Below are 15,624 nucleotides of genomic sequence, written 5' to 3'. Positions count from 1 at the left end.
GACCGGGCAGGGCAGCCAGGCTAAGGTGGGGTTGAAAGCTTCCTTCGTAGACTCAAGCCTTAACCCCTATGAAGGAAAACAATAAATGAGCCAACTCATCTTTTCAGGCATTCTCTGGCATCTGGTCGGCGCGGCCAGTGCAGCCTGCTTTTATGCTCCCTTTAAAAAAGTACGTCACTGGTCATGGGAAACGATGTGGTCCGTCGGCGGCGTAATGTCGTGGATTATCCTGCCGTGGGCGGTCAGCGCCGCGCTCTTGCCAAACTTCTGGGCTTTCTACAGCTCCTTTTCCCTTGCCCAGCTGCTGCCGGTTTTCCTGTTCGGCGCGATGTGGGGGATCGGTAACATTAACTACGGTCTGACTATGCGCTATCTGGGGATGTCGATGGGCATTGGCATCGCGATTGGCATCACGCTGGTGGTCGGTACGCTGATGACGCCGCTGTTGCAGGGCCGTTTTGTCGAGCTGTTTAGCTCAACCGGCGGCAGGCTAACGCTGCTGGGCGTGCTGGTGGCGCTGGCGGGCGTGACTATTGTGTCCCGCGCGGGCCTGCTGAAAGAGCGCGCAATGGGAATTACGGCCGAAGAGTTCAACCTGAAAAAAGGTTTGCTGCTGGCCGTTTTCTGTGGCGTTTTTTCTGCCGGGATGTCTTTTGCGATGAACGCCGCTAAACCTATGCAGGATGCGGCGCTGGCGCTGGGCGTCAACCCGCTCTATTCGGCGCTGCCAAGCTATGTTGTCATCATGGGCGGCGGCGCACTGGTTAACCTCGGCTTCTGCTTTATCCGTCTGGCAACCAAATCAACGCTTTCTGCCAGGGCGGATTTTTCCGTGGGCAAATCATTGCTTATCAGCAACGTCCTGCTTTCGCTGCTTGGCGGCACCATGTGGTATCTGCAATTCTTCTTCTACGCATGGGGTCACGCGCGTATCCCGGCGCAGTATGACTTTATCAGCTGGATGCTGCACATGAGTTTTTATGTCCTGTGTGGCGGACTGGTGGGGTTACTGCTGAAAGAGTGGAAAAATGCAGGAAAGCGTCCCGTCAGCGTGCTGTGCGGCGGGTGCTTTGTGATTATTCTTGCTGCCAATATCGTTGGCCTGGGCATGATGTTCTGATGCATAAAGCCACGGGATGTGGCTCTGCCTTATAGCGTCATCGTTTTCCGCTGCCTGTGCTGTTCAAACTGCTGGCGGAAAGCGCTGGGCGTCAGCCCGGTTTCGCGGGTAAACACCACCGAAAAATAGTTGCTGTCATCAAAACCGCATAGCGCAGCGACGTCGCCAATCAGGGAAGGCGTGCTGCGCAGCAGAAATTTGGCCCTGCACATGCGAAGCTGCCGTATATACTGGCCGGGCATCATGCCGGTCTGCTGGCGAAACAGCTGCTTGAGCGCGCGTTCAGACAGCTGATGCTGACGACAAAACTCCGCTAAATCAAAATGGCTGGCCAGCTGCCCCTGAATGGCCGACATCAGTAAGTCCAGCTGTTCGCCTTCCGGCAGCTGCCGCGCTTCGTTAGCCGCATAGCGATGGCGCTGCAAAATCATCAGCAGCTGTAAAAATAGCGCTTCCGACAGCTGGCGCGAGAGCCTGTCGCTTTTCGTACTTTCCTGCGTCAGCTGTTGAATTACGCTGCGCGCCAGCGCCATTCCTCGCGTGGTTACACGCCACGCGGCGCTTTCCTGCGGCAAAAACTGTGACCAGTCCACGCCAAGCCGGAAGCGTTCGGGGCAGTAGATGATATTGTCCAGCACCAGGTTATTGACCGATTCGTAGCTGTGGCAATCTTCCGGCCTGATATAAAACAGATCGCCGCAGGTAATGAGCCAGGGACGATCGTTCATAATGTGCAGGCCGTTACCGCGCCAGACAATCACCAGTTCGTTGAACTCGTGAATATGCGATGGAAAAGTTTGCTGCGGTGCGCGGTCGGCGACGGCGACCGGCAGCAGTTCAGACGGGAAATAGTCGGTCTTTGCCAGACAAAGCGGCTTGCTCACGTTGCACCTCACAGATCATTTTGCCTGATGGTACGCGGAGATAAGCCAAATTCACGCTTAAAGAGGGTGGAAAAGTGATTGCTGTCACCAAAACCGCAGTGGTAAGCGATGTCGGTGATGCGCATCTCGCTGTGGCGTAACAGATGTCGCGCCTGCAGCAGGCGTAAGCGGTTCAGATAGCGCTGCGGCGTGCTGCCCGTTTGCTGCTTCAGCTGGCGATGCAGGGTACGCAGCGACAGCGAAAACTTATCCGCCAGAGCCTCCCAGTCAATTTCCTCGCTATAGTGTTCTGCCAGCCAGTCCAGCAGGCCGCGCATGCGGCCATCCTGATCGTCGCCCGGCTGTTCGCTGCATCCGCGACGAAGCAGCACCAGCAGCTGCATAAAACGAAGTTCCTGCTCTGCCCGCGCTTCCATAGGCGAAGGCTCAGCAGAAAGCTCCAGTCCTTTAATCAACGTTTTAGCCTGCTCCATCACCCGGGTGCCGATGCGCCAGTGAGAAGGGTAGTTACCATTTTTTTCCTGCGGCAGCAGCGACTGGAAATTGGTGATAAAGCGGAAAGCTTCCGGCCCGCGGTACAGCACGTTAGTCAGGATTAGCTGTTCCGTTTTTTCATACATGTGGCGGTCGTGGTTACGCACGAAGCAGACGCAACCGCCGCATAGCGTGCGGGGTTCGCCATTAAAAATATGGATACCGGCACCCTGTTCGACCAGTACGATTTCATGGAAATCTTCGTGGTGGTGTTCAGGAAAAGCGCTCTGCGGCAGCCGCGGTTCTATCGCGACGGGCAGGCCGCCGACGGGGAAAAAGTCCACGCTGTGTAATATGGTCATTATCCAGTCTCCTGCTAACTTTCCGGGCAGTCTACCGCCGCCTTCTCTGCGCCTGCCTTAATTTTTCGACATTAAAACGCACCGATGCCGCTTATTTTTCAAGAATATGCGTGGATTAGACGGGAATTGCGCCATGCGTCACATCCCCGTCCGACAGCAGCAAACGGGGATTTGTGAGCTGCTTCACGTTCATCTTTGCGGGATTGCCAGCAGGCTCTGGGCGCTGGCACTGGCAGGAAGGCGCCGAAAACAGCGGCTTTTAGACTGGAAGCCTGAAACTGACAGGAAGCCAAAGCCATGAGCATGAACTGTGTTGCCATTGACCTGGGCGCATCCAGCGGACGCGTGATGCTGGCCCATTTTGATGCCCAAAGCGGCAAACTGAGGCTGGATGAGGTCGCGCGCTGCGTAAACCATCTGGTGGTGAAGGAAGAGCGGCAGTGCTGGGATGTCGACGCGTTGGAAAGCTTTATCCTGGACTCGTTAAACAAGCTTCAGCTTAAGGGGATCGCCGCCGACAGCATCGGAATTGATACCTGGGGTGTGGATTATGTTCTGCTGGATAGTCAGGGCCAGCGCATAGGGCTGCCGGTTGCCTATCGCGATGATCGTACCTGGGGTTTGATGCAACAAGCCGCCTCAGAACTGGGCCGTGAGACTATTTATCAACGTACCGCTATCCAGTTTTTACCCTTTAATACGCTTTATCAGCTCCGCGCGCTGTGCGACGGACAGCCCGAATGGCTGAAGGATGTCCGTCACGCTTTGCTGATCCCGGACTACTTCCACTATCGCCTTACCGGCAAGCTTAACTGGGAATACACCAACGCCACCACCACGCAACTGCTGAATATCAACAGCAGCGACTGGGACGAATCGCTGCTGCGGTGGACAGGGGCCGATCCTGCCTGGTTTGGTAAACCTTCCGCGCCGGGCCGCAAAGTGGGCGACTGGCAAAGCGCATCCGGCACTGCCATACCCGTTATTGCTGTTGCGACGCACGACACGGCCAGCGCCGTATTGGCCGCGCCGGTTATGCAAGCGGATGTCGCATGGCTGAGCTCCGGTACCTGGTCGCTAATGGGATTTGAGAGCCCGCACCCCTTTAACGATGCAGCGGCGCTGGCCGCCAATATCACCAATGAGGGCGGCGCGGAAGGGCGCTACCGCGTCCTGAAAAACATTATGGGCCTGTGGTTGCTGCAGCGGATCTGCGGCGAGCTGGATATCACCGATCTGGCCGCGCTGGTAAAAGACGCCGGGGCTGAGCCAGCCTGTCGTTCGCTGATCAATCCCAACGACGAACGCTTTATCAACCCGGTCAATATGGTACGCGAAATTCAGGATGCCTGCGCCGCACAAGGCATGCCGACGCCAGCGACGGCCAGCGCGCTTGCACGCTGCATTTTCGACAGCCTGGCGCTCTACTATCGCTTTGTGCTGGAAGAGCTAACAGAAGTCCGCGGCAGGCCGTTCAGCCAGCTGCATATCGTTGGCGGCGGCTGTCAGAATCCACTGTTGAACCAGCTTTGCGCCAACGCCTGCGGCATTCCGGTTATCGCCGGTCCGGTCGAAGCCTCCACGCTTGGCAACATTGGCAGCCAGCTGATTGCCCACGGCTGCGTGCGGGACGTGCCGCATTTCCGCCAGCTGGTCGCTCAGAACTTTCCTTTAACAACTTTTACTCCCCACTTCAGTGACGCATACAGCCGCAGCTGGCCACTTTTTCAGTCACTGACCCACACCGCTAAGGAGCTATGCGTATGACCCGAACAATAGAGCAAGCGTTTGAACTGGCAAGGATGCGTTTTGCGGAAATCGGCGTGGATGTCGATGCCGCAATGGCCCGGCTGGACAAACTGCCTGTTTCCATGCACTGCTGGCAGGGAGACGATGTTCGCGGTTTCGAAAACCCGCAGGGTGCGTTGACCGGCGGCATTCAGGCGACGGGAAATTATCCGGGACGAGCCAGAAACGCCACGGAGCTGCGTGCCGATCTTGAACAGGCTTTGTTGCTGATCCCCGGCCCCAAAAGGCTGAATCTTCACGCTATCTATCTGGAAAGCGATACGCCGGTAGGGCGTAACGAAATCGAACCCCGGCACTTTGCTAACTGGGTAGAATGGGCGAAAACCAACGGGCTGGGACTGGATTTCAATCCTTCCTGTTTTTCGCATCCGCTAAGCGAGAACGGTTTTACGCTCGCCTGCGCCAACGACGAAATTCGCCAGTTCTGGATCGATCACTGCAAGGCCAGCCGCAAGGTTTCCGCCTGGTTCGGCGAACAGCTGGGCACGCCTTCCGTGATGAATATCTGGATCCCTGACGGCATGAAAGATCTGCCCATCGACCGCTTCGCGCCTCGCCAGCGCCTGCTGAACTCGCTGGATGAAATTATCAGCGAAAAACTCAGTCCCGCACACCATATCGATGCGGTAGAAAGCAAACTGTTCGGCATCGGCGCGGAAAGCTATACCGCAGGCTCCAATGAATTCTACTTTGGCTATGCCGCCAGCCGCCAGACGGCGCTATGCCTGGATGCCGGTCATTTTCATCCAACCGAAACCATCTCCGACAAAATCTCCACCGCCATGCTTTATGTACCAAGGCTCCTGCTGCACGTTACGCGTCCGGTACGCTGGGACAGCGATCACGTTGTGCTGCTGGATGATGAAACGCAGGCCATCGCCCATGAGATCGTGCGCCAGCAGCTATTCGATAAAGTGCATATTGGTCTCGACTTCTTTGATGCTTCAATCAACCGTATTGCCGCCTGGGTTATCGGTACGCGCAACGCCAAAAAAGCGCTGCTGCGCGCGCTGCTGGAGCCGGTAGAGCAACTGAAAACGCTGGAGCAGGAAGGCGACTATACCGCCCGCCTGGCTCTGCTGGAAGAACATAAGTCGCTGCCGTGGCAGGCGGTTTGGGAAGCGTACTGCCTGCGCCACGATGTCCCCGCAGATGCCAGCTGGCTTGAAGATGTACGCCATTACGAAAAACAGACTCTCAGCAAACGCTAAGGATGCAATATGCAACATATTCTGACTTCATGGTTCGTCCAGGGAATGGTCAAAGCCACCGCTGACATGTGGCTGAAAGGATGGGACGAGCGCAACGGCGGCAACGTCAGTTATCGCCTGCTGGAGGAAGAAGTCCAGCCGTTTGCGCAGGACTTTTACCCTGAGCCGCGAACGGTTGAGCTGACTCAGCCCGCCCCTGAACTGGCTAACTGCTGGTTTCTGGTGACGGGTTCCGGCAAGTTCTTCCGCAATGTGCAGCTGGATCCGGCGGACAGCCTGGCGCTGCTGCGCGTCAGCAATGACGGCAGCGCCTACAGCATCTACTGGGGCCTGGCCAACGGCGGTTTGCCTACTTCCGAGCTGGCTTCGCATTTCCAGTCCCACAGCGTAAGAATGAAGGTCACTAACGGTGCCGATCGCGTCATCATGCACTGCCATGCGACTAACTTTATGTCGTTGAGCTACGTGGTCGAGCTGGATCCTGCGCTGTTTACGCGTCTGCTGTGGGAAGGCAGCACGGAATGTCTGGTCGTGTTCCCGGACGGTGTTGGGATTGTGCCGTGGATGGTGCCCGGCACGGATGAAATCGGTGAGGCAACGGCGCAACAAATGGCCTCGCACAGCCTGGTGATGTGGCCTTTCCACGGTATTTTTGGGGCCGGGCCGACGCTGGATGAAACCTTCGGCCTGATCGATACCGCCGAGAAATCTTCGGAAGTGGTGGTTAAAGTGCTGTCGATGGGCGGCATGCGTCAGAGCATCACTACCGCAGAGCTGGTGGCGTTGGGCAAACGTTTTAACGTTAAGCCGTGGCAGGCGGCGCTGGATGCAGGCCACCCCTATGTTGCGTAAAGCTTTTGTTATGCAGGTGCATCCCGATAAGCATCAGGAATACCAGCAGCGGCACAATCCCATCTGGCCCGAACTGGCGCAGACGCTGAAAGAGCACGGCGCACACCACTACAGCATTTTTCTGGATACGTCGCGCAATCTGCTGTTTGCCACGGTAGAGATTGAGTCAGAAGCGCGCTGGAATGCCATCGCCAGTACCGAGGTCTGCCAGCGCTGGTGGCGATCGATGTGCGAACTGATGCCCGCAAACCCGGACTCAAGTCCGGTTAGCGAGGAGCTAAAAGAAGTTTTTTATCTGCAATAAAGCAAAAGGCTCATCATGCGATGAGCCTTATTCTTAGTTAATACGTAGCTGCGGATAGCGCTTCATGCTCCATGCGCACCACGCCAGCGCCAGCAAACCGATAGCGCCGCCCGCATAGCCGATATACTCCATGCCGAGAAAGAGACTGACCTGATTGCCCAACAGCGCGCCTGCGCCAATACCCAGGTTATAAATCCCCGACATCAGCGACATGGCCACATCGGTGGCATCCGGAGCCAGCGTCAGTACCCGTACCTGCACCGCCAGGCCAATAATCATCATCGCCATCCCCCAAATCACGCAGAGCGTTGAAATGGCCAGGCTGTTTGTTGCGGCCACAAACAGCGCCAGCATGCAGGCCGAAACCAGCGTAATAGCGCCGAGCAGGAACAGGGCTGGAAACTTATTGCCTAGCGAGCTAAACAACAGGCTGCCAATAATGCCCGCCGCGCCAAAAATCAGCAGCAAAAAGGTGGTGAAATTGCCGCCCATGGTCGCCACTACCTGCAGGAAGGGCTCGATGTAACTGTAGGCGGTATAGTGTGCGGTCACGATAGTCACGATCAGCAGATACAGCGAAACCAGAGCAGGGCGTCTGAACAGCATCGGCACGCTTTTCAGCGAGCCGGTATGCTCGCTGGGCAGTTTTGGCAGCAGTCTGGCCAGCGTTAACATCGTTATCAGCGCCACTGCACCAATCACGCCAAAAGTGATGCGCCAGCCAAGATATTGCCCAATCAGGCGGCCAATCGGCAAGCCCAGTACCATGGCCAGCGCGGTGCCGGTCGCCAGCATACTCAGTGCCTGGGTCTTCTTGCCCGCTGGCGCGACGCGAATCGCAAGGGAAGCGGTGATTGACCAGAAAATTGCGTGCGACAGCGCGATACCGATGCGAGAAACCACCAGAATATTAAAGCTCCACGCAAAGGATGAAAGCACGTGACTGGCGATAAACAGCAGAAAGATAGCGATTAACAGAAAGCGCCGCTCCACCTGGCGCGTCAGCAGCATCATCGGCAGAGACATCAATGCCACAACCCAGGCATAAATTGTCAGCATCAGCCCGACCTGTGCCGTGCGCATAGAGAAGCTGGCGGCAATATCAGAAAGCAGGCCCACCGGCGCGAATTCGGTAGTGTTAAAAATAAACGCGGCGATGGCCAGCATCACGACGCGTAGCCATGCGGTCTTACGTGAAACGGTAGTTGATTGCATCAGAATTAAGGACTTGTTGTTAGAGAGACTCTTCGCCAGGCGAAACCAGGAATACGTATTGTGTTTTATTTATCCGGCAGATGACATCAAAAAGCGGCGTTTATTGCTAAATCAGAACAATCAGCGCGACCAGCTCGACTTTCCTCTCTGGGTTGTTGATTTAAGAGCAAAACATCTGTCGGCTGCTGAGTATAACGCTATTTATCGGATGCGCCAGATTTGTTGATTCGCCCCCCTGGTTTGTGACGCTGTCACTTATTATCCCCGGCAAACGCGGCGGCGGTCATTAAAGCATGTCAGGCCGAAACTGCGAGCGGCGGCTCAGGTGTTTGCCGGAGAGCATAAACTCGCCGTCGCCGCAGTAGTGCACCGTTTCCGGGTGCCGGGGCGAAGGCGCGACGTGCGCTTTGACCACTTCAAAAACGAAGAAATTAAGCTTATTTACCAGCGAGTCGTCATAAATCCGGCACTCAAAGCAGGCATGGCAGGCCGTCAGCAGCGGGGCGGCTACCTTGATAGCGGGTTCTGTCGCCAGAGAAAATTGCTCAAATTTATCTGTTTCTTCGCCGCTACAGTTGCCGATAGCGACTACCGTATCCAGCAAATCTGAGGTCGGCAGATTAATCACGCACTCGCGGCTTTTTTTGATCAGCGCATGGCTATGGTTTCCCGCCGAAATCATACAGCCAATCAGCGATGGCGAAAATTCCAGAACGGTATGCCAGCCCAGCGTCATTACGTCCTTTTCTGCACCGTATGCAGACGACACCAGCACCACCGGGCCAGGCTCAAGAAAATGACGAACGTTGTGTACGGGAAAGTCGGCTTTTCTGGCTTGATTCATCGCTTACTCCTGCAAATATTCATACCTTTTTACGTAATCTTTAGTGTAATCGCTGCGCGAAAATACACATTTGTCCTCACATTGCGCTACCCTGGAAGTTGACGGCGGCACGGGTCGCCATTCTGTTTAATCAAAAGGATACCAATATGAATCAACGTCCCTCTGTAGCGGTATTGGGATTGGGCGCGATGGGCCATGCTTTCGCCGCCAACCTGCTGAAAAACGGTTTTGACACCTGGGGATGGAACCGTACCAAAGCGCGAGGTGAGGATTTGCAAAGCGCCGGACTGCAACTGGCCGATACGCCAGAGGAGGCCGTCAAACAGGCTGACGTGGTGATCAGTATGTTGGCCAATGCAGAAATCACTCAGGAGGTATTGCAGAAGGCTCAGGCAGAACTGAAACAGGGCGCGGTGGTTGTGCAGATGGGCACCATTGGCGTGGAAGCCACGGAAAAGCTGATAGCGGATTTTGCCGAACAGCGTCCGGATATTGTGTTCCTTGACGCGCCCGTGTCCGGCACCAAAGCGCCAGCGGAAAATGCGCAGATTTTAATCCTGGCCAGCGGCGATCGTGAGCGGGCGGAAAAGGTTGAAGCTGTGTTCGCTGCGATTTCGAAAGGGGCCAAATGGTTAGGTAAAGCCGGTGCGGCATCGCGCATGAAGCTGGTGGTGAACGCCTGGCTAATCTCAATGGTGCAGGGCCTGGCGGAAAGTACGCAAATGGCGGAAGAGTTTGGCTTCACGCCCGATCAGTTCTGGGATGTGCTGGACGGCGGCCCGCTGGCCGTACCTTATGCGAAATCGAAGCTGGGTATGATCAAAGAAGGTGAATACGAGCCGCAAATGCACCTGACGTGGGCAGTGAAGGATGCCAGGCTGGCGCTTGCCGCCGCCGAAAAAAGCCATCTTCCCGGTCTGCAGCAGATCGCTGGCCTGTGGCAGGAAGCCGTTGATGCGGGATATGGTGAGAAGGATTTGTCAGTGATTTATCGTTACCTGAGCGATAAAAAGCAGTAAAAACAGCATAAAAACCGGAAAACAGAGAGGAATAATCCCTCTGTTTTTCAGGGTTATAGCGTAAATAGCAGGAAGTGCTTAACGCTATTCTTCTAAAATGCAACACTATTTGTTATATTAATTATCTCTGTACTTTTATAGTTGACTGATTTTTAATGCTTTTTATCACCACCGCTGAAACGGTGAGGTATCGCTAAAAGCAAGGATCTGAACATGCTTGATATTCGTTTTCCTACGGCCTTACAAATGGTGCTCTGCGTGGCCCAGGCGGAGCGGGAAGGTAAACGCAGCACCAGCAAAATTCTGGCTACGGGCCTTGAAGCTAACCCCAGCTTTGTCCGTAAAATGATGGTGCCGCTGACCCGCGACGGCATTATCGTATCGACATTAGGCAGAGCCGGGACTATCCGGCTGGGCCGTCCGGCGGAAGAGATCACGCTTTGTGATATCTACACTTCCGTACTGGAAGATAAGCCGCTGCTGGCAGGCCGTCCGGAAGTGCCGGCGCGCTGCCTGGTCAGCGCCAATACCTGCTGGTTCTTTAAGGAGCTGGCGCATGAGGCCGAGCAGGCTTCGCTTAGCGTTCTGGCTAAGCGCACCGTAGCCGACGCGCTGCGCGAAATTTACGAGCGCGACCGGCGCTATCCGGAAGGAAGCTGTGAAGCCATGAAGGCGCATGAAAATGCCGATACGTAACAATAAGGCAAAGCGCAAACGGGCCGGGCAAACTTCTGTCCGGCTTTTTTGTTTCTACAGCATTGATGGTTTCTTCTGGTTCGAAAGCGGTAAGAACGCCTGGCGTTAGCCTACGCCGCTCTCCCTGTTTTTTGATACTGCTCGTGAGCATCCTGCGTAAACCAATCGCATTTAATGCAACAATTAAACTTGCATTAAGCGGGCAGGTGCTTTACCGTAAATAAGTGCACTCATTAAAGTTACCTTTTACCCCGCGCGGCGGAAGAGGTCAACAACAAGAGCAGGTTAAAATTCTAAGGGGAAGACAATGAGCCATGACGATTTTATCAGCGATCTGGTAACGTGGATTGATACACATATTGAAGGCAAGATGGATTTGGATACCGTAGCCCGCCGCGCAGGCTATTCCAAATGGCATCTGCAGCGCATGTTTAAACAGCATACCGGTCATGCGCTGGGCGAATATATCCGCGCACGTCGTTTGAAAAAATCCGCTGAGCGCCTGGCGAAGGGCGGTGAACCTATTCTGGACGTGGCTATCTCATTTGGATTCGATTCCCAGCAGTCTTTCAACCGCAGCTTTAAGCGTCAGTTCGGCCAGTCTCCGGGCGCATGGCGCCGTCAGGTTCAGGTTAGCGCCTGAATTCGCTGCGACAGCGGGCGTAACGGCCCGCCGTAGCCGCTGTAAAAACACCCGATAACGCTATTTTCACTCAACAGGTGGGGTAAATCGCACCTGAAAGTGGGCAAGGGATTGTATACTGTCTGAATTGTAATGCTTTTTGGCGTCTGACAGACAGGAATCCCCATGGAGTTACGGAATTTCAAAAAACAGAATATGTGCGAAGCCGTCAGCTATCTGCTGATTTTTTTTGCGCTAATGCTTATTTTCCCTTTGCGCCTGCTGCCTTGTTTCCTGGCCGGATTTATCGTATATGAAACCATTCTGGCGTTAACACCGTGGGTGGGACGTCTGGTGAAGGGCCCGCTGGCCCGCTGGATCACTATTTTTTTCCTGGCGGTTATCATCGTGCTGGCGCTGGCTGCCGGTATCACCAAGCTTATCGGCTTTCTCCTGCATGATTTTCATAGCACGGCAGCTTTTCACGCGGCGGCCAGCAAGCTGCTGGAAGATGCGCAGAATACGCTCTCGCCGGTTGTCGCCCGCTACCTGCCAGCGGATATCGATGAATTGCAGCATCAGGCGATGGCCTGGCTGCGTGAGCATCTGATTATCGTACAGACGCTGGGCCGCACCGCCGCGCATACCGTGGCAACAATGCTGATAGGCATGCTGCTGGGCGCTATTATTTCATTGCGCATCAGCGACAGCGATAATAACGATGCGCCGCTCAAGCAGGCATTATTACGACGCCTGTCGCGGCTGGCCGCGTCTTTCCACGATGTCGTTTTTGCACAAATCAAAGTGGCGCTGGTTAACACGCTGCTGACCTGCGGCTTTTTATATGCCATTTTGCCGATGTTTGGGCTGCATTTTCCCTTCGCCAAAACGGTTATCGTTCTGACCTTTATCGCCGGACTGCTGCCGGTTATCGGCAACCTGATCTCCAATACGGTGATTTTGCTGATCGGGCTTTCCATCTCGCTGCAGGCGGCGCTGATCGCGCTGATTTTCCTGATCCTGGTACACAAGCTGGAATACTTTATCAATGCACGAATTTTCGGCACCCGCATTAATGCCAAAACCTGGGAAATCCTGCTGGCGATGCTGGTGTTTGAATCCGCGTTTGGCCTGGCGGGCGTGGTCGCCGCCCCGGTGTTCTATGCTTATCTGAAGAGCGAGTTGCGCCACGCGCGGCTGATCTGATCCCGACAAGCTCTTTTAGTCAAACCTGACGGCTCCTCACGGAGCCGTTTAAACTTCAGCCTGTAAACTGCCGGTAACGCTTCCTGAAGGACCTGAAATAAGGTGCTATCAAAACTATTGCAATGGCCGTTCGCTGCCAGTTCACATTATTTTATCTCAAAAATTATTTTCCCGATGCTGGTTTATCAGGAAAGATGAGGCTTTCAGGTAAATAGCGCCAGAAAATATGGTGTAAAGCCGTGGTGCGATATTAACTTTTGATAGTGTTTATTTACGACCAATCTTGGGCGTTTTATTTCAAGCGGCCAAATAATTAAACGAACCCTCTCTTTACCTTTCGTAATAAGATTAATTTTTGGATCTTCCTTACCAATAATTACGATGTGTCCCTTCCTTATTTACTGTTAGCATTTTTCCGCTACAAAAATAATCTATAGAGAGGGAATGATGGCAACGGTAACGAAAAGCAAACAGCTTTATACGCTGCAAAGACCAACATGGTTTGAGGCGGCGAATCTGAATATGGGCATACGGCATGACAGACAGCATCTGGGCATTATTCTGGCTAAAGGCCAGACTATCCGCATCCGCCAGAACAACCCGCTGGCGGGACCGGTAAATTTACGTTTGATGAATGATTACTGTGGTACGGAAATTTCCGCAGCGGTTGGCAATGCCTGGGTAACCTGCACGGCAAGCGCTGCGTCTGTTCCCTTTATCGATACGCTCTATGACAGATCTGAGCCGATTATTGAGTTTCAATATGACGATTCGGCTAAAACTTTACCCGTGTTTAACTCTGGCGATAGTGAGAGTGATTTCTTTAAACTGTGGGATAGCCAAAGCGCTGAATTTGCGCTAATTGAATCACCTTATATTAATTTATTAGTCCCTGCTGTTGACAAACAAGCTTTAAGAACGCTCTACGCAACCAATCCCGTCGAGGAATTGATTAAGGTTTATAACGAACTGTTTGAGTTTTATAATGACATCGCCGGCATCTCGTTTAACGCTGAAAGCGCAACAGATCGTAATATACCAAGCCGATATTTTGCCAGAGCCGATAAAAACGGGGCAGGCGGCGGTTATTACGGTTTAAACTGGATAGCTGAAAGTACGGCTTCAATTGCGGGTTTTTATCTGGATTGCAATCAGTACAGGGAATTAGGCTGGGGTGGGCTGCATGAGATTGCCCATGGTTACCAGGGCCATTTTATGAATGAAAGCGTTTCTGAAGTCTGGAACAATATTTATTGTGCCTGGTACCAGCATACCAGAATGGGCGAGCGGCAATATAAAGAGGGCTGGCTCTATGGCCGTCAAAGCGTCATTGAGGGGCGAATTAACGACGCGATCAAAAACAATACGCCGCTAAATTCGCTGGATGTTGCCTGCCGACTCTACTTTTATATGCAGCTGATACATAAAGGCGGGATCGAGTGTTTTACCCACTTTAACCAGCGCTATCGCCAGCTGGCAAATACTGACGGTTTTATAGCTTCAAACTATGTTTTGCCAGACCTGCTGTCAGAAAGTTTTATGACCGGTGAAAAGGGTGTTGACGTTACGCCTTATATGCAGCTGCTGGGCTTACCGATTACCGAAAGGCAGTGCATGATGAATCAGTTCAGCGGTAAGAAGGCCGTTTATCCGCTCAACCAGCTGGTGAGTGCAAGCCAGGTAAGTTCCGTGCAGTCGCAGCTGCGCTTGCAAAGTCCACTTACGCTGGTGGATTGCCAGCAGCTGAAGAGCACGGGGCTCAAAAGCACAATGACGCTGTCGTTTACCCTCGACGACTTTGCTCAAATCCGTGGCGAAACGCTGGCGCTGCTGGATGGCGCAACTGTCGTCCGCCAGCTGAAAATTACCAGCCAGCAGGTGACGCTCAGCGATATGCCCATCGGCGTATACGCGTTACGTCTGCCAACCGGGAAAAGTAAAAAATATACGCCGCAGATCAATTACCTGGTAGTCAAAACCGATAGCAAGCTACAACAGATAAGCTTTACACCTAAAGCGGCACCGGCCGTGATAAATCAGACGCTGACTTTTTTAGGCATCTCCGATAAGGCGTTTGGTTCCGCTACTGTGGAATACCAGAACAGCCGTATCCATGTACAGCTAACTGATGAAACGCCTCATTCTTATTTTCCAAATGAAAATTATGTTGAGATAGTTATTCGCAATAAAAGCAATGCTGAGCGCTACAGGAAGTTAATCAAGGGTACGAATAACACCATGTTTTCAGACCTGATTGACTTTACGCCAGGCGATACAATCGAAATTATCCATCAGGAACCTTCGCGCTTACGCGTTTCCTCTGCGAGTAATGACATGGTTGATACCAGTAGTAAAAGCAACGTCTATGAAATTACCGCCTGGGGCCTGAGAAACAAGCGGACAAACAACGATCCGAAGAGTGACTTAGTGGCAAGAATTGATGCCGCGGCGCAGGTCGTTGCGCGCAATGTAGCGATGGTAGAGGCCGATTACGCCCCCCTGAAAGACGATCTTTATCTGGCGATAATGGCTCTGGATAACCCTCAACGCGATACGTTACGCGCGCAATATTACCTTTACCTGTCGGCACATAATACGCTGTCGGACGATCCAGATGAGCCGATAGAGCCGGTAGATCCGGTTGAACCCGTAGAGCCGGAAACGCCGGATGAGCCAGTAGAACCAGAAACGCCGGATGAGCCAGTAGAACCAGAAACGCCGGATGAACCTGTAGAACCGGAAACGCCGGATGAACCTGTAGAGCCGGAAGCGCCATATCCTGCCTGGTCGGCGACCAAAACCTACAGTACCTACGGTGAAAAAGTAACGTATAAGAGAAAGGTTTACCGCCAGAACTTCTATTCCATCAATAAAGCACCAGATACCAATTCAGCGCCTTTTGGCGAGCCATGGGTTTATCTGAACGACTATTGACTGGCTGTTTAGCCAACGCTAAAAGCGATGTTTAAACGGGGAGGAACAGGCAAAAAAATCCCGGCTTATCGC

At 53.5% G+C, this 15,624-nt stretch carries 14 protein-coding genes; 10 read left to right on the top strand and 4 right to left on the bottom strand.

The genetic code is table 11. The features are described 5' to 3' along the window. The first annotated feature begins 85 nt into the window (after nt 1-85). Nucleotides 86-1,120 carry an L-rhamnose/proton symporter RhaT gene (gene rhaT / locus KUE00_RS09230; RefSeq protein ID WP_246759509.1) on the top strand — a complete coding sequence of 345 codons (1,035 nt, stop codon included), beginning with the start codon at nt 86-88 and terminating at the stop codon, nt 1,118-1,120. 29 nt (nt 1,121-1,149) lie between these two features. On the opposite strand, the gene rhaR is transcribed toward rhaT, so the two are convergent. Further along, on the bottom strand, nt 1,150-2,004 hold the full coding sequence (gene rhaR / locus KUE00_RS09225) for an HTH-type transcriptional activator RhaR (protein WP_246759508.1): 855 nt from the start codon (nt 2,002-2,004) through the stop codon (nt 1,150-1,152). Nucleotides 2,005-2,012: 8 nt separating this feature from the next. Then, entirely contained in the window at nt 2,013-2,840 is an 828-nt protein-coding gene (rhaS, locus tag KUE00_RS09220) for an HTH-type transcriptional activator RhaS (protein ID WP_246759507.1), read from the bottom strand. 297 nt (nt 2,841-3,137) lie between these two features. Here rhaS and rhaB point away from each other — a divergent pair, with 297 nt between their 5' ends. The 4 genes from rhaB to rhaM are packed head-to-tail and all read left to right on the top strand — an operon-like array spanning nt 3,138 to nt 7,016. Further along, a complete protein-coding gene (gene rhaB, locus KUE00_RS09215) occupies nt 3,138-4,607 on the top strand; it encodes a rhamnulokinase (RefSeq protein ID WP_246759506.1) in 1,470 nt (489 codons plus the stop codon). After that, the gene (locus KUE00_RS09210) at nt 4,604-5,860 is read left to right on the top strand and encodes an L-rhamnose isomerase (RefSeq protein WP_246759505.1); all 1,257 of its coding nucleotides are present in this window, start codon (nt 4,604-4,606) and stop codon (nt 5,858-5,860) included. The genes rhaB and KUE00_RS09210 overlap by 4 nt, the downstream gene beginning before the upstream one ends. A 9-nt stretch (nt 5,861-5,869) precedes the next feature. Beyond that, nucleotides 5,870-6,712 (top strand): rhamnulose-1-phosphate aldolase, encoded by an 843-nt coding sequence (rhaD, locus tag KUE00_RS09205; RefSeq protein ID WP_246759504.1) that lies wholly within the window; start codon nt 5,870-5,872, stop codon nt 6,710-6,712. Beyond that, entirely contained in the window at nt 6,702-7,016 is a 315-nt protein-coding gene (gene rhaM / locus KUE00_RS09200; RefSeq protein WP_246759745.1) for an L-rhamnose mutarotase, read from the top strand. The genes rhaD and rhaM overlap by 11 nt, the downstream gene beginning before the upstream one ends. 33 nt (nt 7,017-7,049) lie before the next feature. On the opposite strand, the gene KUE00_RS09195 is transcribed toward rhaM, so the two are convergent. Together KUE00_RS09195 and KUE00_RS09190 are read right to left on the bottom strand one after the other, a co-directional pair. After that, nucleotides 7,050-8,231: a sugar transporter gene (locus tag KUE00_RS09195; RefSeq protein ID WP_246759503.1), complete on the bottom strand. Its 1,182-nt coding sequence runs from the start codon at nt 8,229-8,231 to the stop codon at nt 7,050-7,052. Nucleotides 8,232-8,517: 286 nt separating this feature from the next. Continuing rightward, nucleotides 8,518-9,075, bottom strand: a complete 558-nt coding sequence (locus KUE00_RS09190; protein WP_246759502.1) for a flavin reductase family protein — start codon at nt 9,073-9,075, stop codon at nt 8,518-8,520. Nucleotides 9,076-9,221: 146 nt separating this feature from the next. Between KUE00_RS09190 and KUE00_RS09185 the strand changes: the two genes are divergently transcribed. The 5 genes from KUE00_RS09185 (at nt 9,222) to KUE00_RS09165 (ending at nt 15,552) form a co-directional block, all read left to right on the top strand. Next, entirely contained in the window at nt 9,222-10,094 is an 873-nt protein-coding gene (locus tag KUE00_RS09185) for an NAD(P)-dependent oxidoreductase (protein WP_246759501.1), read from the top strand. Between the two features lie 213 nt (nt 10,095-10,307). Then, the gene (locus KUE00_RS09180; RefSeq protein WP_246759500.1) at nt 10,308-10,790 is read left to right on the top strand and encodes an RrF2 family transcriptional regulator; all 483 of its coding nucleotides are present in this window, start codon (nt 10,308-10,310) and stop codon (nt 10,788-10,790) included. Between the two features lie 307 nt (nt 10,791-11,097). After that, nucleotides 11,098-11,433 carry a helix-turn-helix domain-containing protein gene (locus KUE00_RS09175; protein WP_246759499.1) on the top strand — a complete coding sequence of 112 codons (336 nt, stop codon included), beginning with the start codon at nt 11,098-11,100 and terminating at the stop codon, nt 11,431-11,433. A gap of 165 nt (nt 11,434-11,598) precedes the next feature. Continuing rightward, nucleotides 11,599-12,618, top strand: coding sequence for an AI-2E family transporter (locus tag KUE00_RS09170; protein ID WP_246759497.1), 1,020 nt, complete (start codon nt 11,599-11,601; stop codon nt 12,616-12,618). 444 nt (nt 12,619-13,062) lie between these two features. Then, nucleotides 13,063-15,552, top strand: coding sequence for a putative mucin/carbohydrate-binding domain-containing protein (locus KUE00_RS09165; RefSeq protein ID WP_246759496.1), 2,490 nt, complete (start codon nt 13,063-13,065; stop codon nt 15,550-15,552). The last annotated feature ends 72 nt before the right edge of the window (nt 15,553-15,624 follow it).

It is taken from the genome of Erwinia phyllosphaerae, assembly GCF_019132875.1.
Classification (GTDB): Bacteria; Pseudomonadota; Gammaproteobacteria; order Enterobacterales; family Enterobacteriaceae; genus Erwinia; species Erwinia phyllosphaerae.
The sequence above is the reverse complement of the archived record's forward strand: the minus strand, read 5'-3'. Positions and strand labels throughout refer to the sequence as shown.